The sequence below is a fragment of the Bradyrhizobium paxllaeri genome, assembly GCF_001693515.2.
Lineage (GTDB): Bacteria > Pseudomonadota > Alphaproteobacteria > Rhizobiales > Xanthobacteraceae > Bradyrhizobium > Bradyrhizobium paxllaeri.
Genome location: NZ_CP042968.1, coordinates 3,386,281 through 3,407,165 on the forward strand (window position 1 = coordinate 3,386,281; position 20,885 = coordinate 3,407,165).

20 protein-coding genes are annotated in these 20,885 nt (G+C 63.3%); 9 read left to right on the forward strand and 11 right to left on the reverse strand.

The features are described 5' to 3' along the window. The first annotated feature begins 33 nt into the window (after positions 1–33). On the forward strand, positions 34–1,311 hold the full coding sequence (locus LMTR21_RS15985; RefSeq protein ID WP_065756729.1) for a hypothetical protein: 1,278 nt from the start codon (positions 34–36) through the stop codon (positions 1,309–1,311). On the opposite strand, the gene LMTR21_RS15990 is transcribed toward LMTR21_RS15985, so the two are convergent. Then, complete coding sequence (locus LMTR21_RS15990; protein WP_057860841.1) at positions 1,308–2,072, reverse strand: SDR family oxidoreductase; 765 nt, start codon at positions 2,070–2,072, stop codon at positions 1,308–1,310. The genes LMTR21_RS15985 and LMTR21_RS15990 overlap by 4 nt on opposite strands. Positions 2,073–2,085: 13 nt before the next feature. Beyond that, a complete protein-coding gene (locus LMTR21_RS15995) occupies positions 2,086–2,844 on the reverse strand; it encodes a proteasome-type protease (RefSeq protein ID WP_065756730.1) in 759 nt (252 codons plus the stop codon). Positions 2,845–3,013: 169 nt separating this feature from the next. On the opposite strand from LMTR21_RS15995, the gene LMTR21_RS16000 reads away from it, so the two are divergent. Together LMTR21_RS16000 and LMTR21_RS16005 are read left to right on the forward strand one after the other, a co-directional pair. Next, positions 3,014–3,214, forward strand: coding sequence for an SEL1-like repeat protein (locus LMTR21_RS16000; protein WP_065756731.1), 201 nt, complete (start codon positions 3,014–3,016; stop codon positions 3,212–3,214). 62 nt (positions 3,215–3,276) lie between these two features. After that, on the forward strand, positions 3,277–4,884 hold the full coding sequence (locus LMTR21_RS16005; protein WP_065756732.1) for an ABC transporter substrate-binding protein: 1,608 nt from the start codon (positions 3,277–3,279) through the stop codon (positions 4,882–4,884). 160 nt (positions 4,885–5,044) lie between these two features. Here LMTR21_RS16005 and LMTR21_RS16010 read toward each other — a convergent pair whose 3' ends face one another. The 4 genes from LMTR21_RS16010 to LMTR21_RS16025 all read right to left on the reverse strand — a co-directional run bounded on the left by LMTR21_RS16010 (position 5,045) and on the right by LMTR21_RS16025 (position 9,618). Then, positions 5,045–5,884 carry a transglutaminase family protein gene (locus LMTR21_RS16010; RefSeq protein WP_065756733.1) on the reverse strand — a complete coding sequence of 280 codons (840 nt, stop codon included), beginning with the start codon at positions 5,882–5,884 and terminating at the stop codon, positions 5,045–5,047. 59 nt (positions 5,885–5,943) lie between these two features. After that, entirely contained in the window at positions 5,944–7,089 is a 1,146-nt protein-coding gene (locus tag LMTR21_RS16015) for an IS4 family transposase (protein ID WP_148635931.1), read from the reverse strand. Between the two features lie 149 nt (positions 7,090–7,238). Beyond that, complete coding sequence (locus tag LMTR21_RS16020) at positions 7,239–8,183, reverse strand: alpha-E domain-containing protein (protein WP_065756054.1); 945 nt, start codon at positions 8,181–8,183, stop codon at positions 7,239–7,241. Between the two features lie 16 nt (positions 8,184–8,199). Continuing rightward, a complete protein-coding gene (locus tag LMTR21_RS16025; protein ID WP_065756055.1) occupies positions 8,200–9,618 on the reverse strand; it encodes a circularly permuted type 2 ATP-grasp protein in 1,419 nt (472 codons plus the stop codon). Between the two features lie 220 nt (positions 9,619–9,838). Here LMTR21_RS16025 and LMTR21_RS16030 point away from each other — a divergent pair, with 220 nt between their 5' ends. The 3 genes from LMTR21_RS16030 to LMTR21_RS16040 all read left to right on the forward strand — a co-directional run bounded on the left by LMTR21_RS16030 (position 9,839) and on the right by LMTR21_RS16040 (position 11,876). Continuing rightward, positions 9,839–10,576, forward strand: coding sequence for a competence/damage-inducible protein A (locus LMTR21_RS16030; protein WP_065756056.1), 738 nt, complete (start codon positions 9,839–9,841; stop codon positions 10,574–10,576). A 27-nt stretch (positions 10,577–10,603) separates the two neighbouring features. Beyond that, entirely contained in the window at positions 10,604–11,122 is a 519-nt protein-coding gene (gene gpt / locus LMTR21_RS16035) for a xanthine phosphoribosyltransferase (protein WP_065756057.1), read from the forward strand. Positions 11,123–11,258: 136 nt separating this feature from the next. Continuing rightward, entirely contained in the window at positions 11,259–11,876 is a 618-nt protein-coding gene (locus tag LMTR21_RS16040) for a hypothetical protein (protein WP_065756058.1), read from the forward strand. Positions 11,877–11,973: 97 nt separating this feature from the next. Here the strand turns inward: LMTR21_RS16040 and LMTR21_RS16045 are convergent, their stop codons facing one another. Beyond that, positions 11,974–12,996, reverse strand: a complete 1,023-nt coding sequence (locus tag LMTR21_RS16045) for a methionine synthase (protein ID WP_065756059.1) — start codon at positions 12,994–12,996, stop codon at positions 11,974–11,976. Between the two features lie 117 nt (positions 12,997–13,113). Here LMTR21_RS16045 and LMTR21_RS16050 point away from each other — a divergent pair, with 117 nt between their 5' ends. The 3 genes from LMTR21_RS16050 to LMTR21_RS16060 all read left to right on the forward strand — a co-directional run bounded on the left by LMTR21_RS16050 (position 13,114) and on the right by LMTR21_RS16060 (position 15,537). Continuing rightward, the gene (locus tag LMTR21_RS16050; protein ID WP_065756060.1) at positions 13,114–13,815 is read left to right on the forward strand and encodes a glutathione S-transferase N-terminal domain-containing protein; all 702 of its coding nucleotides are present in this window, start codon (positions 13,114–13,116) and stop codon (positions 13,813–13,815) included. A 139-nt stretch (positions 13,816–13,954) separates the two neighbouring features. After that, on the forward strand, positions 13,955–14,563 hold the full coding sequence (locus LMTR21_RS16055; protein WP_065756061.1) for a 2-hydroxychromene-2-carboxylate isomerase: 609 nt from the start codon (positions 13,955–13,957) through the stop codon (positions 14,561–14,563). Continuing rightward, the gene (locus LMTR21_RS16060; RefSeq protein ID WP_065756062.1) at positions 14,563–15,537 is read left to right on the forward strand and encodes an NADPH:quinone oxidoreductase family protein; all 975 of its coding nucleotides are present in this window, start codon (positions 14,563–14,565) and stop codon (positions 15,535–15,537) included. The genes LMTR21_RS16055 and LMTR21_RS16060 overlap by 1 nt, the downstream gene beginning before the upstream one ends. 104 nt (positions 15,538–15,641) lie before the next feature. Here the strand turns inward: LMTR21_RS16060 and LMTR21_RS16065 are convergent, their stop codons facing one another. The 4 genes from LMTR21_RS16065 to LMTR21_RS16080 all read right to left on the reverse strand — a co-directional run bounded on the left by LMTR21_RS16065 (position 15,642) and on the right by LMTR21_RS16080 (position 20,799). Continuing rightward, positions 15,642–16,532 carry a crotonase/enoyl-CoA hydratase family protein gene (locus LMTR21_RS16065; protein ID WP_065756063.1) on the reverse strand — a complete coding sequence of 297 codons (891 nt, stop codon included), beginning with the start codon at positions 16,530–16,532 and terminating at the stop codon, positions 15,642–15,644. A 146-nt stretch (positions 16,533–16,678) separates the two neighbouring features. After that, positions 16,679–18,100, reverse strand: a complete 1,422-nt coding sequence (locus LMTR21_RS16070; RefSeq protein ID WP_065756064.1) for an amidase — start codon at positions 18,098–18,100, stop codon at positions 16,679–16,681. Between the two features lies 1 nt (position 18,101). Continuing rightward, complete coding sequence (locus LMTR21_RS16075; protein WP_065756065.1) at positions 18,102–19,265, reverse strand: M20 aminoacylase family protein; 1,164 nt, start codon at positions 19,263–19,265, stop codon at positions 18,102–18,104. 7 nt (positions 19,266–19,272) lie between these two features. Further along, complete coding sequence (locus LMTR21_RS16080) at positions 19,273–20,799, reverse strand: M81 family metallopeptidase (protein WP_065756066.1); 1,527 nt, start codon at positions 20,797–20,799, stop codon at positions 19,273–19,275. Positions 20,800–20,885 lie beyond the last annotated feature (86 nt).

Sequence of the window (20,885 nt, forward strand, 5' to 3'; positions counted from 1 at the left end):
CGCGGGTTAAACGCGCGTTGCTAGCATGCCGGCATGATCCGTATCGGGCAGCGTCAGTTCGAAGTGCCGCTTTGGCTGTGGGTGGCCGTGCCGCTCGCATGGGCGATGTATGCCGCTTACGGCGCCACCATCTATCTGCGCGTTGCGAACCATTCCGACGGATACTTTCTCCTGAGCATGAAGCTCTGTGCGGGAGGAGCGCTGGCGGGCTTTATCCTCTCCGACCTTGCGCGCCGGTCAATCCTGCCTTGGTACGATCTGATCGTCCTGGCGTTGGCGAGCTTTGCGGCATCGTCGCTGGCGATCGACGGGCTGGCGATTGTTGTGGAAGAAACGCCAAGTATCATTGCAGGACTTGCGATGAGAGCGGCCATCTCGATCGGTGCGGGTTACCACGGCGCGTGGCTGCTCTTCGCCGCGAGCACCGTGGTACTGCTCGGGTGCGGTCTCATCCTGGCGCTGCTGCTTGCCATTGCCAGCCGTTATGTGCTTGGTCTTCCGCTCTGGGCTGCGGATACGCGCCGGGAATTCCGGGCAAATCTGGTCGGCGCATATGTCTGGCTCGCGATCGCGTTCGGCGGTTATCTTGTCATTCGTTCCGCGTATCAGCTGCCGCTCGGTCATCCCGCCGTGCCGCGCTGGCTGCCCGTCGCCGCCGCCTGCATCAGTGCGATTGCGGCGCTCGCCGTGCAGCTATCGCTTGCTCATCGGGTACGTCGCGATGAGCTCAATCCCCGGCATGGTCTGAAAGTTGGGGCGCTCGCTTTGGCCTGTGCTTTCGCGTGGTTCTACAGCCCCGACATATTCGGCCACACCGGCTTCAGGCTCATGAACAACCAGGTTCGTCCGGCGCTGCGCGCGCTGCACATCCTGCCTACCCCCGACATTGCTGTTGCCGGATATCGCGTCGACGTTCCCTATGACGACGTCAAAGTCTTCATAGGTCCTGCAATGCCCGACGGCTCGACGTCGTTTGTCGTGGTGCCCATGCCGGACGAGTACGGGCTAACCTCGATCAGTCGCAACCCGCAGGTCCACATCGCGCGGCGCGATATCACGCTGCGGGAGATGACAAGGTTCGTCTGGTTCGACTCTCGAAAGGAACTCGGTGAACTGCAGGCCGCACGACGTGGCGAGGACGCCGTCGTTCGAGTTCCGCTCGGCGTGATGGACGGCCTCGCGTTCCGCAGCGACGAGTATCCTCTGGTGGATGTCCGGCTGATCGGCTTTGATAAAGCGACCCCGACGGAAGCGGCGGAGCAGGCGTTGCGCCGGTTTTTGCGCGAACGCCTGCAGCGCGTGAACGGCTAACCCCGTCCCACGAACGGCATCTTGGTCGCCATCACCGTCATGAACAGCACGTTGGCATCCAGCGGCAGACCGGCCATATAGGCGACGGCATCGCCGACCGCCTTCGCGTCCATGCGCGGTTCGTGCTTCATTGTGCCATCGGGCTGCATCACGCCGGGGCCGGCGACCATGCGGTCGGTCATTGGTGTGGCGGCATTGCCGATGTCGACCTGGCCCACTGCAATGTCGTACATGCGGCCGTCGAGATTGCTCGCCTTGGTCAGGCCGGTGATCGCGTGCTTGGTCGAGGTATAGGCCGACGAGAACGGGCGCGGGGCGTGCGCCGAGATCGAGCCGTTGTTGATGATGCGCCCGCCGCGTGGGTTCTGGTCCTTCATGATGCGGAAGGCGTGCTGCGTGCACAGGAACGGGCCGGTGAGGTTGGTGTTCACCACGGCCTGCCATTGCTCCAGGCTGAGGTCTTCGAAGTTGACCGGCGGCGCGCCCATGCCGGCATTGTTGAAGAGCACGTCGAGCCGGCCGTAGGTGTCCTTCACCTTGGCGAACAGCGCTGCGATCGAATCCGGCTTGGTCATGTCGGCCGAGACGCACATGCTCTTGCCGACATTGTCGCCGAGCTTCTTGGTCTCCTCCAGCATTTCCATGCGGCGCCCGGCCAGCACCACGGTGTAGCCGGCATTCATCAGCGCCAGCGATGCGGCGCGCCCGACGCCGGTGCCTGCACCGGTAACGAGTGCGATCTTGTTGGTTGCGTCGGCCATGTTTTCCTCGCCTTTACTTCTTTGCTTCTGTTTCGGATTTGTAGGGTGGTCTTGGAATATTTTGGTGCGCCGCGCGCAGCGCCGCCGACCAGCGCGAGCGGAGGTCGTGGAAATAGGGCTCGCCTGCCTCGATGCGGTGGTTGAGATCAGCCTCGCAGGCAGCCGTGCGCACCACCAGCACGTCGATCGGCAGGCCGACGCCGAGATTGGAGCGCATGGTCGAATCCATCGAGATCAGGCCGGTCTTCAGCGCCTCGTACAGTTCGACGTCGTAATGCATCGCGCGGTCGAGCACCGGCTTGCCGTACTTGTGCTCGCCGATCTGCAGATAGGGCGTATCGGTGGTGCATTCGATGAAATTGCCGGCGGTGTAGACCATGAACAGCCGCATCCGCGAGCCTTTGATCTGCCCGCCGAACAGGAAGGAGACGTCGAAAGAGACGTCTTCGGACCGCAGCGCCGGGCCCTCGGTGGCATGGACCATGCGGATCGCCCGCCCGATGCGCTGGGCCGCCTGGAACATGGTCGGCGCGTTCATCAGCGTCTCGACTTCGCCGGTGTTGGGGTCCTCGATGCCCTCGGTCAGGGTCGACAGCACCGACTGGCTGATCGCCAGATTGCCGGCGCTGGCAATCGCCATGATGCGCTCTCCGGGCGTTGAGAAGATATGCAGCTTGCGGAAGGTCGAGACGTTGTCGAGGCCGGCATTGGTGCGCGTATCCGCGATCATGACGAGGCCGTCCCGCACCAGAATTCCACAACAATAGGTCATTCAAAGTCCCCGAACGCCTCAGGTTTTTCAGCGCCGAAACTAGTAGCCAATTTCAGGGAGCCATCCAACCCCAATTCCCGTGGCGCGGCATGCGCCGGGCGGCTAAATCCGCCTGTTCCGCCCGCTGGCGGAAGCGGGCAATCCGAAAGCGCAAACCCAGATTGGCACGATGCACCGCAAGGGCGAGGGGATGGCGCCGAACCCGGCCCGCGCCTTCATGTGGTTCAGCCTCGCCGCCAAGCGTGGCGATGCCAAGGCGAAGGCCGGTCTGCGCGAGGTTTCGAAGACCATGCCGCCTGCGGAGATGTCGCAGGCCGAGGCCACGGGCGCAGGCCTGCGGGGCCTCGAACTATCGAGCGGCGCGTATTGATTACTTCTGCGGCCTCCGGCAGTCTGGCTGTTCGACAAGAACAAAAAGATTGGGAGGCCACCATGCGCGCCACGCGGCCGTTGCTCAAACCCGTCGCATCCATCGCGCTGCTTTGTATCGCATTGTCCGGCCCCGCCGCAGCGCAGAAAAAGGGTGGCACGCTCCGGCTCTATCACAATGACAATCCGCCCTCGACCTCACTGCATGAGGAAGCGACGATTGCCTCGGTGACGCCGTTCGCGGCGATCTTCAACAATCTCGTGGTGTTCGATCCGGCCAAGGTGCACGAGAGCATCGATACGGTCATTCCGGACCTCGCCGAAAGTTGGGCGTGGGATTCCTCCAACACCAAGCTGACGTTCAAGCTTCGGCAGGGCGTGAAATGGCACGACGGCCAGCCGTTCACGGCCAAGGACGTGCAATGCACCTGGCGGATGCTGATCGGGAAGAGCGGCGAGACCCAGGACTTCAAGCGCAATCCGCGCAAGGTCTGGTACACCAAGCTGCAGGACGTCTCCATCAACGGCGATTATGAGGCAACCTTCGAATTGAGCGAGCCGCAGCCAAGCCTGCCGGTGCTGCTGGCGAGCGCGTTTTCGCCTGTTTATCCCTGCCACGTACCGCAGCAGGCCATGCGCACCAAGCCGGTCGGCACCGGGCCGTTCAAGTTCGTCGAGTTCAAGCGCGGCGAGTCGGTTCGCCTGGTGCGCAATCCCGACTACTGGAAGAAGGACCGTCCGTATCTCGACGAGATCACCTTCCGGATGATCGACAGCCGCGCGACGCGGATGCTGGCGTTTGCCACCGGCGAATACGACATCACCTTTCCCTCCGACGTCAGCGTTCCCCTGATGAAGGACGTGAAGGCGCGCGCGCCGAACGCCATCTGCGAGATGATGACGACGGGAACGCAGATCAATCTGATGGTCAACCGCGTCAACCCGCCGTTCGACAATGCGGATATCCGCAAAGCGATGTCGCTGGCGCTCGACCGCAAACCCTTCAACACCATCCTGATGGAAGGGTTGGCGCGAATGGGCGGGGCGATGCTGGCCAAGCCCGAGGGCGAATGGGGCATGCCGGAGGACATGGTGTCGTCGCTGACCGGCTACGGGCCGAATGCCGAGAAGAACATCGCCGAGGCGCAGGCGATCATGCAGAAGCTCGGCTATAGCGATGCAAAACCGCTGCAGATCAAGATTCAGACCAGGAACCTGCCGACCTATCGCGATCCCGCCGTGATCCTGACCGACCAGCTCAAGAAGATCTACATCACGAGCGAACTCGACATTCTCGACACCCCGCGCTGGTACGCGCGGCTGGCGAAGAAGGATTACACGATCGGGCTGAACGTCACCGGCGTCAGCGTCGACGACCCCGACGGCAACATCGTCGAGAACTATTCCTGCAAGTCGGAGCGCAACTACACCCAGTACTGCAACGCCGAGGTCGACCGGCTGCTGGCGGCGCAATCGAGTGAGCTCGACCGCGAGAAGCGGAAGAAGATGGTCTGGGATATCGAGCGGCTGCTGGTCGAGGACGCGGCGCGGCCGATCATCCTGCACTCGTCGGCTGCCAATTGCTGGCAGCCCTATGTGAAGAACTTCCAGCCGCACGCCAACAGCCAGTACAACAATCTGCGGTTCGAGGATGTGTGGCTGGATAAGTGATGGTTTCTGCTCCGTCATTGCGAGGAGCGCAGCGACGAAGGCCGTAGGGTGGGCAAAGGCGCATTGCGCCGTGCCCACCATATTTCCACGGTCTCATTGTTTGATGGTGGGCACGCTTCGCTTTGCCCACCCTACGGCTCCTCGCAATAACGGCTGAGTGCTACTGCGACTGGCTCTGCCACTGTCCCGGCCGTCCGGCCTGTTCGACCTTGACCGCGACCGTCAGCGTCTCCGCGCCGCCGCCATAGCGGGTGCCGCGCACGGGAGCTGCGCCGAGGTAGTCGAGCCCGATGGCGACGCGGGCATGGGCATCCGTGGTGCAGATGCCGTTGGCGGCATCGAAGCCGACCCAGCCGAGATCAGGCACGTAGGCTTCCGCCCAGGCATGGCCGGCCTGCTGGTGGACGGTACCGTCGGAGCGCAGGAAGTGTCCGGAGACGAAACGCGCCGGCACGCCGCCGGAGCGGGCGCAGGCGATGAAGATGTGCGCGTAGTCCTGGCAGACGCCGCGCTTCAGCGCGAAGGCTTCCGCCGCCGAGGTGCCCGAATTGGTCGGGTCTTCGTCGAAGATCATGTGCTCGTTGATCTGCACCATCAGCGCATGCAGGAAGCCGAGCACGTCGCCGTCGGACTCCGAGCGCATCTCGCGGGCAAAGGTCGCCATCGCCGGATTGACTTCGGTCAGCGCGGTCGAGCGCAGGAACAGGCTCGGCGGAAATCGCTCGTCGGTGCCGCGCAGCACGCCGCCGGTGTCGTGGGTCTCGATCAGGCCCTCGACATGGATGGTGAGATCGGCGATCGGGCCGTGGGTCAACACATGGGTGACATTGCCGAACGCATCCTGATGCGTGTCGAGCCGGGAATCGGTGGAGACGTCGATCTGCCATTCGGCGACATACTGCCCGTCATGGCTGCCGGGCGTCATGCGCAGGATCTGGATCACGCCCGAGGCCGGGGGCTCGTAGCGATAGCTCGTGGTATGGGCAATTCGCAGGCGCATAGTGTACCCAGATTTGTGTCGTCATGCCCGGGCTTGTCCCACGGCTGTCCGGTTTAGTTTTAGCATAGACTTAGGCTCATCTGCCGCTGATCTTGGACGATTGGCGATGGTTCGAGCAGCTTGTCGATCGATCGGCGGTGCATGAGGTTGGCCCGAACCAGCCTGCTGAAGACGGTTGGGCTTGGAACGGCTTTCTGTGCAGCCTGGGCCAGGCGCAGCAGCAGGAAGGCGATGAGCGCGACCGCAATCTGGATGCGTATGGCATTCTCGGATGTGCCGACGAAGCGAGTGATCTTGAGGGTCTGCTTGATCCAGCGGAAGAACAACTCGATGGCCCAGCGTCGACGATAGAGATCAGCGATCTCTTGTGCGCTGGCATCGAGATCATTCGACAAGATACGCAGCATCTTTCCGGTATCGGTCATGATGCGGACCTCGCGTACCGCATCCTGCATTGGATTGCAGCGGCTCTTGGCCTGGCGTGCGGGAAGGAAGCCGATGCGGTCGGAGAGGATGTTGCCGTCCGGGATGACGGGCAGTTCCTCCACCACGTCGAGCGGCGTGTTGGATTTGAAGCGGCTGACGATCCGGCAGCCGGCGGCATCGAGCGCGGCCCACCAGGCATAGTCGTAATAACCGAGATCGAAGACATAAGTGGCGCCCGGCTCGATCGGCATTTGCTGGGCCATGGTGATGTCGTTGACGTTGGCCGGAGTGACCGCGGCATAGATTGGGCGATCCGCGTCGGCGTCGTAAATTACGTGCACTTTGGCACCGCAGACCCCCGCCGAGAACCGCGCCCAGCCGGCGCTGTGTTCGTTCAAGCGCACGCTCGTGGCATCGATCAGGTAGGTCGTCTCGGCAAGCTTGCGACGCAGCCCGCGATGCGCCTGCTTCATCATTATCGCCAACAGTTCGGTGAACACGGCGGCAGGCCGCTGTGCGTTCGCATCCGAGAAGGTCGATCGTTGAACCGGTGCCGCGCCCACATGGTAGAGCCGCACAGCATGGCTCGAAAGTCCTGCCACGATCTCGCGCAAGCTCGCCGCCCCCGAAAGCTGACCATAAAGCAGCGCCACCAACTGGCTCTTGGTCGACAACCGGCGCACCCGCGCATCGGCTCCATGCTCCTCCACAAGCCTGTCGAACCGATGCCATGGAACGTGCTTTAGAAGTCCGTGGAATACGCTATTCTGATGCAGCATGGCTTGATCCTTCTCCGTGTCCCAAAACGTCGCCAAACGCTTGGAGCACAGAAGAATCAACGCCATGCGCCTTGTCTACAAAAATTAAACCGGACAGCCGTGGGACAAGCCCGGCCATGACAGTGCTTGGTGGCATTCATCAGAATTCTCTAAATCAAATACTGCCTGGTGATGATCTCACCCAGCCTTGAATTGTCCGCAATGAATTCCTGGATGAATTCATGGACGCCGTGCTGGAAGATATCGTCCATATGGCTGTGTTCAAGCCGGTTTCGTACCCCGCGGGCGTGGCGCTGGGAGGCGCCCTGGCGGCCATAGGCGACGCCGATCTGGTCGAGGTTGCGCACCAGATTGCTGTAGCAGCTCGCCAGCGAGCGCGGCAGCGTGTCGTTGAGGATCAGGAGGTCGGCGATCAGCCACGGTTTCAGGGTCTCGCGATAGACCCAGTGATAGGCGGTCAGCGCCGACACCGAGCGGAGGATCGAGGTCCACTGATAGTAATCAAGCGGACCGCCGACATGCTCCTCCTCGGGCAGCAGCACGTGATATTTCACGTCGAGAATGCGGGCAGTGTTGTCGGCGCGCTCCAGATGCAGCCCGAGCCGCGAGAACCAGTAGGCGTCGTTGCGCAGCATGGTCCGGTAGGCCGAGCCGTCGAACCGCAGCGAGGTCTCCTGTACGAAGCGGAGAAACCGCGCCAGTTCCTCGCGGCTCGAGGTGCCCTTGCCCCAGACTTCCTGCAATTCGATCCAGGCCGAGTTGATGGTGTCCCACATCTCCGATGTCAGCGCCGTGCGCACCGAGCGCGAATTGAGCCGGGCCGCCTCGATGCAGTTCTTGATCGAGGAGGGATTGGCCGGCGAGAACGCCAGGTACTCGACGACGTTCTGCTCGGTGGCTTCCTGATAGGTCTCGTAGAAGCTGGAGCTGACGCCGGCGGTCAGCAGCGCCGATTCCCACTCATTGGTCTTGCCGATATAGGCGGTGGGCAGCGCGGTGACACGCAGCGTCGCGTCGATGGTGCGCGCGATATATTCGGCGCGCTCGACATAGCGGGCCAGCCAGTACAGGTTTTCGGCGGTGCGCGACAGCATACGTGAATTTCGCTCTCTATTCGTCCAGTATCCAGGTGTCCTTGGTGCCGCCGCCCTGGCTGGAATTGACCACCAGCGAGCCTTCCTTCAGCGCCACCCGCGTCAATCCACCGGGAACGATGGTGACGTGCTTGCTGCCCGTCAGCACAAACGGCCTGAGATCGACGTGGCGGGGCGCGAGGCCGGAGGAAGTGCAGGTCGGGCAGGTCGATAGCGCCAGCGTCGGCTGGGCGATAAAGCCCTCCGGTTCGCGCTTGAGCTTGTCGCGGAACGCCTCGATCGTCGCCTTGGTGGCGGCAGGACCGATCAGCATGCCGTAGCCGCCGGAGCCGTGGACTTCCTTCACCACGAGGTCGCTGAGATTGTCGAGCACGTAGGACAGGTCTTTCGGCTCGCGGCAGCGCCAGGTCGGCACGTTCTTCAGGATCGGCTCTTCGCCGAGATAGAATTTCACGATCTCCGGCATGTAGGAGTAGATCGCCTTGTCGTCGGCAATGCCGGTGCCGACCGCGTTCGCGAGCGTGATGTTGCCGGCCGCATAGGCCGACATCAGCCCGGGGACGCCGAGCGCCGAATCCGGGCGGAAGGTGAGGGGATCGAGGAAATCGTCATCGACGCGGCGGTAGATCACGTCGACGCGTTTGAGGCCCTCGGTGGTTCGCATGAACACCTCATCGTTCTTGACGATGAGGTCGCGGCCTTCGACCAGTTCGATGCCGAGCTTGTCGGCGAGGAAGGAGTGCTCGTAATAGGCGGAATTGTAGACGCCGGGCGTCATCAGCGCGACCGTCGGCTCGGCCGAGGCGGAGAGCGGCGCCACGGAGCGCAGCGCGGCAAGCAGTTCGTCAGGATAGCGCTCCACCGGCGCCACGCGGTGGCGGGCGAACAGGTCCGGAAACAACCGCATCATGATTTCGCGGTTTTCCAGCATGTAGGACACGCCCGAGGGCGTGCGGGCATTGTCCTCCAGCACGATGAAATTGTCAGCATCGACCCGGACGATGTCGATGCCGGCGATGTGCACATAGACGTCGTGCGGAACGTTCTGGCCGTTCATCTCCGGCCGGAACACTGGGTTCTGGAAGATCAGGTCGTCGGGAATGAGGTTGGCGCGCAGGATGTCGCGGCCGTGATAGATGTCGCGCAGGAACATGTTGAGCGCGCGGACCCGCTGCTTCAGGCCCTTTTCCAGCGTGGTCCATTCCTTGGCCGACATGATCCGGGGGATCACATCGAAGGGGATCAGCCGTTCCTGGGCTTCGGCGTCGCCATAGACGGCGAAGGTGATGCCGATCCGACGGAACAGGAGTTCCGCCTCCTGACGGCGATATTCCAGGGCGTCCGGAGGCGTCTCCTTCAGCCAGCGGGAGAGCTCCCGATAGGCCGGGCGGAGGTCGCCACCGGGCCCGTTCATCTCATCAAAGGCAACTGCCATAAATCCTGACTATCTCGCAAAGCCATGCGGCACAGTGCATGACTTCACGGGATGGTAGCAAGGCTCGGGCCAGCGCGATATGCATTGGCTTGCGGCATTTCGTGTGGGTAGCCGGCCGCGCTGCCCTAAAAAAAGGCGGCCGGGTGCTTATTTCGGCAGCAAAGCCTCGTGACTTCAATGCGTTGCTTGCGCAAAGTACGGGGACAGGCGAGGGGAAGTCATGAGCGAGATCGTCACGGCGGGAATTCTGGTCATTGGCGACGAGATCCTGTCCGGCCGGACCAAGGACAAGAACATCGGCTTCATCGCCGAATACCTGACCAATATCGGAATCGACCTTAGGGAGGTCCGCGTCGTCGCCGACGACGAGGCCGACATCATCTCAGCCATTGATGCGCTGCGGAATCGCTACACCTACGTCTTTACCACCGGCGGCATCGGGCCGACCCATGACGACATCACGGCCGACAGCGTTGCGAAAGCGTTCGGCGTCGGCATCGACCACCATCCGGAAGTCGTGGCGCGCTTTCGCGAGCGCTGGAGTGAGCAGGACCTGAACGAGGCCCGGCTGCGCATGGCCCGCGTGCCCGATGGCGCCGAACTGATCCAGAGCGCGACGATCCTCGCGCCCGGCTTCAAGCTCGGCAACGTCGTCGTCATGGCCGGCATCCCCTCGATCATGCAGGCGATGATGGATATCGTCGCGCCCAAGCTGAAATCGGGCGTGCGGATGCTGTCGGATTCGGTGCGGGCCAATGCGCGGGAAGGCGACATCGGCGGGCCGCTGCGGGACATCGCCAATGCCCATCCCGATACCATCATCGGCAGCTATCCGTTCATGGACGAGGACAAGAAGCCGAACACCAATCTTGTGGTCCGCTCCCGCGATCCCGAAAAGCTCAACGCCGCGATGACCGCGGTGAAGGAGATGCTGGCGGGATTGAACGTGCCGCGATAGCAGATCGGCAAGACGAGGCGAACCAACGTGGCAGACAGCAACTCCGAACCGAGCGCCGACGCGCGGGCAGGCCGTCCCTTTCCGGTCTCCTGGGATCAATTTCACCGCGACTGCCGGGCGTTGACCTGGCGGCTCAACGACGTCGGCCCGTTTCACGCCATCATCGCGATCACCCGCGGCGGCCTTGTGCCGGCCGCGATCGTGGCGCGCGAGCTCGGCATCCGCATCATCGATACCGTTTGCATAGCGAGCTACGACCACACCAGCCAGGGCGACCTGCAGGTGCTCAAGGGCGTATCTCCCGAGGTCGCAAAACTCGGCGGCGGCACCGGCAAGGGGCTGTTGATCGTCGACGACCTCGTCGACACCGGCGCCACCGGACGGCTGGTGCGCCAGATGCTCCCCGATGCGCATTTCGCCACCGTCTACGCCAAGCCGAAGGGCAAGCCGCTGGTCGATACGTTCATCACCGAAGTATCGCAGGATACCTGGATCCATTTTCCCTGGGACACCGCGCTATCGTTCCAGCCGCCGATCCGACCGTGACGGCTGGGGCGTGATGGTCTCGTCATTCCGGGGCGCGAAGCGAACCCGGAATCTCGAGATTCCCGATGCGCAATTGCGCATCTGAGGTCTGGTCCTTCGGACCCTCCCGGAATGACGGAGAATATCCAACCTTCCCATGCCCCTGCAAAACCGCGTCACGCCATTGGGCGACATCATCGCCACCCCGCATCGCGGCCTGTTCACCGGCAATCGCGGCATCATCCATGACCCCGCGACAAGGACGTTATTGAAAAAGCGCTGGTCGAGCCCGGCCTGGATTACCTGCCTCTGCGAATTCCGGGGCTGGCGGCGGCCGGTGATGGGCCGGCGAAGCTGGACCGAGCTGTTCTTTCTCGACGAGGCGACCGCATTCGCCGCCGGCCACCGCCCATGCTTCTTCTGCCGCCGCGACGACGCCAACCGGTTTCGGGCGGCGTGGGAGGAGGGTAACGGCGTTTCGGATATTCGTGCGCGGGAGATGGATGCCGTGTTGCATCGTGAGCGGTTGGAGCGCGGCAGGAGGCGGCTGCATCCGCTGCCGGCGCCGGTGGCGCAATTGCCCGATGGGGCGATGGTGCAGGTGGGTGAGGAGAGTTTTGTGATCGTGCAGGGCAGGGCGTTGCGATGGTCGATGGCTGGTTACAGCGCAGCAGAAGGAGCAATCGATGACGCGATGCTGTTGACGCCGCCGTCAACGCTACGCGCGCTAAGCGTGGGCTATCGTCCGGTACTGCATCCGAGCGCGATGGGCTAGATACTCCGTCCTTGCGAGGAGCGTAAGCGACGAAGCAATCCATCTATCCCCGAGTTGAAGCATGGATTGCTTCGCTTCGCTCGCAATGACGGGGTTACTATCCCAACCTCTCCCTCGCCAGCTTTGCCCCCGCACCCAGCGCCGCGAGCTTCGCCTCCGCGATGTCCCGCCGCATTGGCGCCATGCCGCAATTGGTTGTCGCGACGATGTTGCCGAGCGGTACGAATTTCGATACCGCCTCGATCACCTTCACGACATCCTCGGCGGTCTCGACCATGTCGCTGGCGACATCGATCACGCCGGCCTGGATCACCTTGCCGGGGAGTAGCGCCAGCAAATCCAGCGGCACCTTGGAATTGCGGCACTCGATCGCGACTTGCTGGATCGGGCTTTTTTCGATCGCCGGGAAAATATCCTCGTATTGCCGCCACTCGCTGCCGAGTGTCTGCTTCCAGTCGGTATTGGCCTTGATGCCGTAGCCGTAGCAAATGTGCACGGCGGTGGTGCAGGTCAGCCCTTCGGCGGCACGTTCGAGTGCCTTGATGCCCCAGTCGGAGACCTCGTCCATGAAGACGTTGAAGGCGGGCTCGTCGAACTGGATCACGTCGACGCCGTCGGCCTGCAATGCCTTGGCCTCGGCGTTGAGCAGTTCGGCAAAGGCGAACGCCATCTTGACCTTGTCGCCGTAATGGCTGTCGGCGACCGTGTCGGCGATGGTCATCGGGCCGGGCAGGGTGAATTTCAGCTTGCGGGTGGTGTGGGTGCGGGCGACGCGGGCTTCGTCGGCATGGACGCGGCCCCTCAGCGTCAGCGGCGCTGTCACCTGCGGCACCATCGCCTTGTAGCGGTCTTTGCGGATGCCCATTTCGACCTTGTGGGCGAAATCGATGCCCTCGACCTTCTCCAGGAAGCCGTGGACGAAATGCTGGCGTGCCTGCTCGCCCTCGGTGACGATGTCGACGCCGGAATCTTCCTGCAGTTTCACCGCCAGCATGGTGGCGTCGCGCTTGGCGCGGGCGAGCTCGTCGCCTTTCGACTTCCAGGGCGCCCAGAGCGTATTCGGCTCGGCGAGCCATTCCGGCTTCGGCAAGGAGCCTGCGATCGTGGTTGGAAACAGCATGGGAGCCTCCCGGTCAGTTCTGATTGAGCGCCTGTCTGCCATGTCTTATGCTGGAGGTACAGAACAACAAAAGTCGCCATCGCGGGGAATATTTCCGCATCAACAGCTAGGGGAGCCATGATCGAGCTGCATTACGCGCCGACGCCGAACGGCTGGAAAATCTCGATCATGCTGGAGGAACTCGGGCTTCCCTATCGGGTCATTCCGGTGAACATCCGCGCCGGCGAGCAGTTCAGGCCAGAATTTCTGGCGATCAGCCCGAATAACCGCATTCCCGCCATCGTGGACCACGAACCCGCCGACGGGCAGGGGCCGTTTTCGGTGTTCGAGACCGGCGCCATCCTGATCTATCTCGCCGACAAGACCGGGCGCTTCCTGCCCACGGAGATGCGGGCACGGTCCCAGGTGATGCAATGGCTGATGTGGCAGATGAGTGGGCTGGGGCCCATGCTCGGCCAGCACGGCCATTTCGCGCTCTATGCGGCTGAGAAGATTCCCTACGCGATCGAGCGCTACCGCGACGAGGCCGCGCGACTTTATGGCGTGCTCGACCGCCAACTCGGCAAGACCGGTGCCTATGTCGCCGGCGATTACTCGATCGCCGACATCGCCTGTTTTCCCTGGACGATGACCCACAAGGCGCAGGGCTTTACCCTCGACGACTACCCGAACGTCAAGCGCTGGTACGCGGAAGTGCGTGCACGGCCGCAGGTGCAGGCGGGGCTGGCGATCGGCAAGTTCGTGAAGGAGCCGTTCGACGAGGAGGCGCGGCGGAATATGTTCGGTGCGCGCGCGAAGGAGATGGCGGGCAAAGGGTAGGCCGCCGCCCAGCCGTCATTGCGAGGAGCGAAGCGGACGAAGCAATCCATTCTTTCCCCGGGTAGCGCCATGGATTGCTTCGCTTCGCTCGCAATGACGGTGGAAGCAACACGGATCACAAACAACAAAAGGAAACCCCATGCTCGAATTCTTCTTCGACTGTTCAAGCCCCTGGACCTATCTCGCCTTCCACAACATCCAGCCGCTCGCCAAAGAGCTCGGCGTCGAGATCAGCTGGCGACCGATCCTGGTCGGCGGCATCTTCAATACCGTCAATCCGAGCGTCTACGCGCAGCGCGAGACGCCGGTGCCGTTGAAGGCGCGCTACATGAAGAAGGATCTCGCCGACTGGGCGCGCTCGGCGGGGCTTGCGATCAAAATGCCGCCGACGGTGTTTCCGGTGAACAGCGTGAAAGCGATGCGCGGCTGTATCTGGCTCGGCAAGGACGTGGTGCCGTTCGCCACCGCGGTGTTCGAGACCTATTGGGGTGCCGACAAGGACATCTCGCAGGACTCGGTGCTGACGGAAGTCTGCAAGAAGGTCGGCGTCGACCATGTCAAATTCTTCGAGGGCATTGGCCAGCAGGCGATCAAGGACCAGCTCAAGGCCAACACCGATGAGGTGATGGCGCGTGGAGGCTTTGGCTCGCCGACGATTTTTGTCGACAAGACCGACATGTATTTCGGCAACGACCGGATGCCGTTGATCCGCGAAGCGCTGGAGCGCGTGAAGGCGCGGGCCGCCTGATGCCGAGGGCTGTCGTCTGCCGCGAGCTCGGTCCGCCCGAGGCGCTGCATCTGGAAACCTTTGCCACCGTGCCGCTGCAGCCCGGGCAGGTGCGCGTCGCCATTCGCGCCGCCGGGTTGAATTTTCCCGACGTGCTGATGGCCGCGGGCGAGTATCAGCTCAAACCGCCGCTCCCGTTCACGCCGGGGATGGAAGCTGCCGGCGATGTCGTGGAGGTCAACGAAGCCACGGGCGTTGCGGTTGGCGACAAGGTGATCGTCAAGATGCGGCACGGCGCCTATTCCGATGAAGCCGTCGCCGACCCGTCGCAGCTCGTAAAATTGCCGTCGAACTTCGACTATGCCGAGGGCGCGACGTTTCTGGCCGGACACGGCACCGCCTATCACGCGCTGATCGATCGCGGCCGGCTTCAAACCGGCGAGGTGCTGCTGGTGCATGGCGCGGGCGGCGGCGTGGGGCTGGCCGCCGTCGAGATCGGCAAGATGCTCGGCGCCACCGTGATCGCGACGGCGTCAAGCGACGAGAAGCTCGCGATTGCGAAGGCGAGGGGCGCCGATCACCTCATCCGCTACGACCGCGAGCCGTTCCGCGACGCCGTCAAGCGCATCACCGACGGGCGGGGCGCGGACGTGGTGTTCGATCCCGTCGGCGGCGAGGTGTTCGAGAACTCGATGCGCTGCATCAACTGGGGCGCGCGGCTTCTCATCATCGGCTTCACCGGCGGCATCGGGCTCGCTAAAACCAATCTGTTGATGATCAAGGGCGCCAGCGTGCTCGGCGTCCGCGCCGGCGAAGCGGTGCGGCGAAATCCGGCGCTCGGCGAGGTCAGGATCAAGGCGCTGACGGAATGGGCGGAGGCTGGAAAGGTGCGCCCCAACGTCTCGCACCGCCTGCCGCTGGAAGACTATGCGAAAGCCATGCGGCTGCTGATCGATCGCAAGGCGATTGGAAGGGTGGCGTTGATGATGGACTGAACTCGTAGGGTGGGCAAAGGCGCACTTGCGCCGTGCCCACCATTCTCGCGGCATGAAAAGTGGTGGGCACGCTTCGCTTTGCCCACCCTACGGCATCTACGCCGTCATTTATACTCGCGCTCCTGCCACCATGGAAAATAGTCCGGCATGTCGCTCGAAACCTTGTTCTTGAACTCGGCCGGGCGCTTTTCCAGAAACGACACCACGCCTTCCTTCACGTCATCCGAGCGGCCGCGGGCGTAAATGCCGCGGCTGTCGACCTTGTGGGCTTCCATCGGATCGTCGGCACCCATCATGCGCCACATCATCTGCCGGATTAGCGCCACCGACACCGGCGCGGTCTTGGCGGCGAATTCTTTTGCCAGCGCACGCGCGGTCGGCAACAGGTCGTCCGGCGGCACCACCTTGCTGACGAGACGGCCGGCAAGTGCCTCCTGCGCCGGAAAGACGCGGCCCGAATAGCACCATTCCAGCGCCTGCGAGATGCCGACGATGCGGGGCAGGAACCAGCTCGAGGCGGCCTCCGGCACGATGCCGCGCTGGGAGAACACGAAGCCGAAGCGCGCGGCATCCGATGCGATGCGGATATCCATCGCGAGCTGCATGGTGACGCCGATGCCGACCGCCGGTCCGTTCACCGCCGCGATCACGGGCTTCAAGCATTTGAAAATCCGCAGCGTCACCTGGCCGCCGCCGTCGCGCACCATGGGATCGCTGTAATCCACCGCGCCGCTGGAGAGCCGCTTCACCGGGCCGCGCCGCGCGTCGCGGTCGAACGTGTTGGCGCCGGAGGAAAGATCGGCGCCGGCGCAGAAGCCGCGGCCTGAGCCGGTGACGATGATGGCGCGGACATTGTCGTCCTTGTCGGCGGCGTCGAAGGCGTCGATCAGTTCCTGCTGCATCGTGCCGTTGAAGGCGTTGAGCTTGTCGGGCCGGTTCAGCGTGATGGTGAGGATCTGATCGTCGACCTCGTACTTGATGGTCTCATACGCCATGGGTGCGGTTCCTCGCGTGATACTTATTGTTGATGTTCATCTTGTCATTGCCGGGCTTGACCCGGCAATCCATCTTTTATGAAGACGATGGATGCGCGGGTTAGGCCCGCGCATGACAATCCCGCATGTCCCTGCAGGTCTTGCGTTTACTTCTTCGGTGGCGTCGGCCACGGCTTCTGCGGACCGCGCAGGGCCTCGAAGGCCTTGGCCATGCCGAGCACGCCGAGATCGTCGAAGCGGCGGCCGATGATTTGCACGCCGATCGGAAAACCCTTGGCGTCGTAACCGCCATTGATCGAGAGCGCCGGGTTCTCCGACATATTCCACGGCACGGTATAGGCAATGTGTTCGAACGGTTTGTCCGGATCGTTGATCGGGGCGGCAAATTCGGCCGGGAAGTTCACCACCGGCGATACCGGCGAAATCACGTAGTCGAGCTCGCAGAATAGTTTTGCAGCCGCGGCACGGATCGCCATGGTGGCATTGAAACCCCTGACGACGTCCACGCCGGAAAGCTTTCCACCGGCTTCCGCCCATTTGTGGATGTAGGGCAGCGTTTTGGCGCGCTCCTCGGGCGACAATTTTGACAGATCGTCCCACAACCGCGCCCGCCAGAAATCGTCGAGCCCGTCGAGCATCTCGCGGGTCAGGATGCCGCCAACTTCGCTGACGACGGCGCCGGCGGATTCGAACGCCTTGGCCGCGTTGACGACAACGTTTCGCACGTCACCTTCCAGCGGTTGCCCGGCGCCGGCATCGAGCATCAGGCCGATCCGGACCTTGCGCGGCGACTTGTCGTGCGCCCGCCAGTTGATGGTATCCGCCGGCAGGCTCATGCCGTCGCGGCGATCCGGCTTCGACAGCACGCACATCATCAGCGCCGCGTCGTCGACCGTGCGGGTCATGGGGCCGGCGACCCGGCCGACATAGGGCGGATCGATCGGAACGCGCCCGAGGCTCGGCTTCAGCGCGACCAGGCCGCACCAGGCGGCCGGCAGCCGCACCGAGCCGCCGATGTCGGTGCCGAGATGCAGCGGGCCGTAACCGGCCGCGCCCGCGGCGCCCGCACCGGAGGAGGAGCCCCCGGGATTCTTGGAGAGGTCCCAGGGGTTGCGGGTGAGCGGATGGAAGCTGGAGAGGCCTGACGACAGCATGCCGTAGTCCGGCATCGTGGTCTTGGCGAAGATGATCGCGCCGGATTCGCGCAAGCGCGCGGCGGGCGGTGCATCCTTTTCCGCTGCCACCAGCTTTACGCTGGCTGATCCCAGCGGTATCGGCTGGCCCTTGGTGGCGATATTGTCCTTGATCGTCACCGGCACGCCGTCGAGCGTGCTCACCGGCTCACCCTTCTGCCAGCGGTCGGTCGAAGCCTTTGCGACCGCGCGTGCGCCGTCGGGATCGTACAGATACAGCGCCTTGATGTGCGGCTCCCACGCCGCGACATGCTCGATCACTTCCTCCAGCACTTCCGAGGGCGAGAACTGTTTTGCGCGGTAGCCTGCGATCAGATCAGTGGCGGAAAGGTCATGCAGCGAGGTGACCTCTTCCTCGGGGGCTGCGTTCTGCATGCTAACCTACCGGGAGCCGGGTTTCGATGATGCGGGCGAACATGCTGGCGCCGATCGGCAGGATCTTGTCGTCGAGCACATAGCCGGGATTGTGCACGGGCACCGAGCCATCATGGCCGATCCAGAAATAGGCGCCGGGCACCGCCTGCATCATGTCGGCGAAATCCTCGCTGCCCATCTTCGGGGCCGAACGCGTCAACACGTTGGCCGGATCGACCACGGTCTTTGCCACGGCTTCGACCACCCTGGACTGTTCCTCCTCGTTGATGAGGACGCTGAACGTATCGTTGATGTCGGCGGTGATTTCGCACTCGAATGTCGCAGCAACGCCGGCGCAGATCTTGCGCATGCGCTCGCGGATCAACGCGCGCACGCCGTCGTCGAACGCGCGCACGGTGCCGCCGAGCCTGGCCTCTCCGGGGATCACGTTGTTGGCGGAGCCGGCATGGATCTGCGTCACCGACAGCACCGCCGACTTCAACGGATCGACATTGCGGCTGACGATGGTCTGCAGGGCCTGCGCCAGCGTGGTTGCGATGACCACCGCGTCCTTGGAGCGCTCGGGCATCGCGCCATGCGCGCCATAGCCCTGGATGGTGATGTCGAAGAAGTCGGCGCCGGCCATTGCCGGGCCCGGCAGGATCGCAATCTCGCCGTGGTTCAGGTCCGGCGCGTTGTGCAGCCCATAGATCTCGTCGCAGGGAAATTTCTGGAACAGGCCATCCTTGATCATGGCGCGGGCGCCGCCGAGGCCTTCCTCGGCGGGCTGGAAGATGAAATGCACGGTGCCGTCGAAATTCTTCGTCTCCGCCAGGTAGCGCGCGGTGCCGAGCAGCATGGTGGTGTGGCCGTCATGGCCGCAGCCGTGAAAGCGGCCGGGAATGGTCGAACGCCATTTCAGGTTAGTATTCTCTTCCATCGGCAGCGCGTCCATGTCGGCGCGCAACCCGATGCGCTTGCCGCCATTGCCCTTGCCCTTGAGCACGCCGATCACGCCGGTGCCGCCGAGGCCGCGATGCACCTCGATACCCCAGCCCTTCAGCTTCTCGGCGACGATGCCGGAGGTGCGGACTTCCTCGAAGCCGATCTCGGGATGGGCATGCAGATCGCGGCGGATGGCGGTGAGTTCGTCGGCAAAGCCGTCGATGCGTTCGATAGTGGGCATGTCTCTGTTATCCCGTGACTGAAGATTTGGGTTGGGCGGATGGAGTGAAGGCGGGGCCGTTCGGCTTGATGCGGATGCCCGGACGCAGGCGCGTCCAGGGCAGCGTCGCGGTATCGGCCGGCATTGCGCCGGGAGCCGCGCAGATCAGCAGCTTTTCGGCGATCGGCTCGAAGTCGGCGCGGAAATGCACCGAGCTCTTGTTGACCAGGATTTTCTGTTCGGTCGGCTCGATGCCGACATAGCGGTACATTGATTGGTCGGCGAGCTGCGCCTTGTAGGAGCCCACGACGATACGAACATCGCCGATGCGCAGGCAGGCCGACGGGCCCATGTCCATGTCGCGGCCGCCGTAATAGGGGCCGGACGCCACGAACTGTCCGTCCGACAGTTTCTCGACGATGAAGGTTTCCTTGTAGGGCGCATCGCCCGGTATGCCGGACTTGCCGCCGAGATCAAGTGTGACCGTGGCGCCGACGCCGGCTGCGTGCGCCGCCTTGGCCGACTCCGGATCGTAGATCACGCCGGTGGCGCCCGACGCCTTGTTGCGCACCAGCGCACGCAGCATGCCGGTAGTGTCGGAATCACCGCCGGCGCCGGGATTGTCCTGGGTGTCGGCGATGATGATCGGCCTGGTCGCCGATTTCGAAAGCTCCATCGCGAGGCGCACGCCGTCATCGGGCGAATAGATACGACCGTCGAAATCGTTCTCGTGGCTCTCGACCAGCGCGACGATTCTGTCGGCCGCGGCATCGGCATCGGCCTGTGTTCTGCCATAGGCGAACACGCTCGGACCGCAATGAGGAAAATCCGCTGCCGGAAAGCCCGGCGCAAAAGACAGCGTCGGCACCGCGTCACTTTCGAGCGCCGCGAGCTTTTCATAGATGCCCTTGGTCGGCTGGTCGTTGGTGCATTGCCAGGAAATTGCGATCAGGAACGGCAGTTGCCGGAACGCTTTTGCAAAGCGATGCTTCGTCTTCAGCAACAGCGCGAGGTGTCTGGCACAGGCGCGGCCGGTGTTGGCCATGTCGACATGGGGGTAGGTGCGGTAGGCAATCAGCGCGTCGGCATGCTCCATCATCTTGGGCGAGACGTTGGCGTGGAGATCGAGGCTCACGACCAGCGGCAGATCCGGGCCTATCACCTTGCGCACGCGGGCGAGGATCTCGCCTTCGCCGTCGTCGTGCTGCTCGGTCACCATGGCGCCGTGCAGGTCGAGATAGACGGCGTCGAGCGGGCCGGCATTGGCGATGCCGTCGACCATCTCCTTCATGACGCGTTCGAAGGCATCGGTTGTGACATGTGCCGATGGGCTCGCGGCGGCGGAGATGGTAGGGACCAGTTCCCAGCCATTAGCCTCAGCCGTCTCGATGAAGCCGGCGAGGCCGACATTGATCTTGCGCATGACCTTCAGCACATCGGGCCCACGCGCCATCGATGGCCAGCCGCCGCCATGAACGAAATCGGCATAGGTCGCCTTGGTCGGCGCGAAGGTGTTGGTCTCGTGCAGGAAGCCGCCGACGGCGATGCGGGTCATTTTATCTCAGCCGGTGTTCTTGGTTTGGGAGGACGTTAAGCGGGAGATCGTGGCAAGCGCAAGCCGGGGAGCAATTCCGTTTTGCA

Coding starts and splice junctions, on each gene's coding strand:
- LMTR21_RS15985 (WP_065756729.1), top strand. CDS start 34: ATGATCCGTATCGGGCAGCGTCAGTTCGAAGTGCCGCTTTGGCTGTGG.
- LMTR21_RS16050 (WP_065756060.1), top strand. CDS start 13,114: ATGATCGAGCTGCATTACGCGCCGACGCCGAACGGCTGGAAAATCTCG.
- LMTR21_RS16020 (WP_065756054.1), bottom strand. CDS start 8,183: ATGCTGTCGCGCACCGCCGAAAACCTGTACTGGCTGGCCCGCTATGTC.
- LMTR21_RS16045 (WP_065756059.1), bottom strand. CDS start 12,996: ATGCTGTTTCCAACCACGATCGCAGGCTCCTTGCCGAAGCCGGAATGG.
- LMTR21_RS15990 (WP_057860841.1), bottom strand. CDS start 2,072: ATGGCCGACGCAACCAACAAGATCGCACTCGTTACCGGTGCAGGCACC.
- LMTR21_RS16040 (WP_065756058.1), top strand. CDS start 11,259: ATGCCCCTGCAAAACCGCGTCACGCCATTGGGCGACATCATCGCCACC.
- LMTR21_RS16065 (WP_065756063.1), bottom strand. CDS start 16,532: ATGGCGTATGAGACCATCAAGTACGAGGTCGACGATCAGATCCTCACC.
- LMTR21_RS16015 (WP_148635931.1), bottom strand. CDS start 7,089: ATGCTGCATCAGAATAGCGTATTCCACGGACTTCTAAAGCACGTTCCA.
- LMTR21_RS16080 (WP_065756066.1), bottom strand. CDS start 20,799: ATGACCCGCATCGCCGTCGGCGGCTTCCTGCACGAGACCAACACCTTC.
- LMTR21_RS16030 (WP_065756056.1), top strand. CDS start 9,839: ATGAGCGAGATCGTCACGGCGGGAATTCTGGTCATTGGCGACGAGATC.
- LMTR21_RS16055 (WP_065756061.1), top strand. CDS start 13,955: ATGCTCGAATTCTTCTTCGACTGTTCAAGCCCCTGGACCTATCTCGCC.
- LMTR21_RS16075 (WP_065756065.1), bottom strand. CDS start 19,265: ATGCCCACTATCGAACGCATCGACGGCTTTGCCGACGAACTCACCGCC.
- LMTR21_RS16010 (WP_065756733.1), bottom strand. CDS start 5,884: ATGCGCCTGCGAATTGCCCATACCACGAGCTATCGCTACGAGCCCCCG.
- LMTR21_RS16025 (WP_065756055.1), bottom strand. CDS start 9,618: ATGGCAGTTGCCTTTGATGAGATGAACGGGCCCGGTGGCGACCTCCGC.
- LMTR21_RS16070 (WP_065756064.1), bottom strand. CDS start 18,100: ATGCAGAACGCAGCCCCCGAGGAAGAGGTCACCTCGCTGCATGACCTT.
- LMTR21_RS16000 (WP_065756731.1), top strand. CDS start 3,014: ATGCACCGCAAGGGCGAGGGGATGGCGCCGAACCCGGCCCGCGCCTTC.
- LMTR21_RS16060 (WP_065756062.1), top strand. CDS start 14,563: ATGCCGAGGGCTGTCGTCTGCCGCGAGCTCGGTCCGCCCGAGGCGCTG.
- LMTR21_RS16005 (WP_065756732.1), top strand. CDS start 3,277: ATGCGCGCCACGCGGCCGTTGCTCAAACCCGTCGCATCCATCGCGCTG.
- LMTR21_RS15995 (WP_065756730.1), bottom strand. CDS start 2,844: ATGACCTATTGTTGTGGAATTCTGGTGCGGGACGGCCTCGTCATGATC.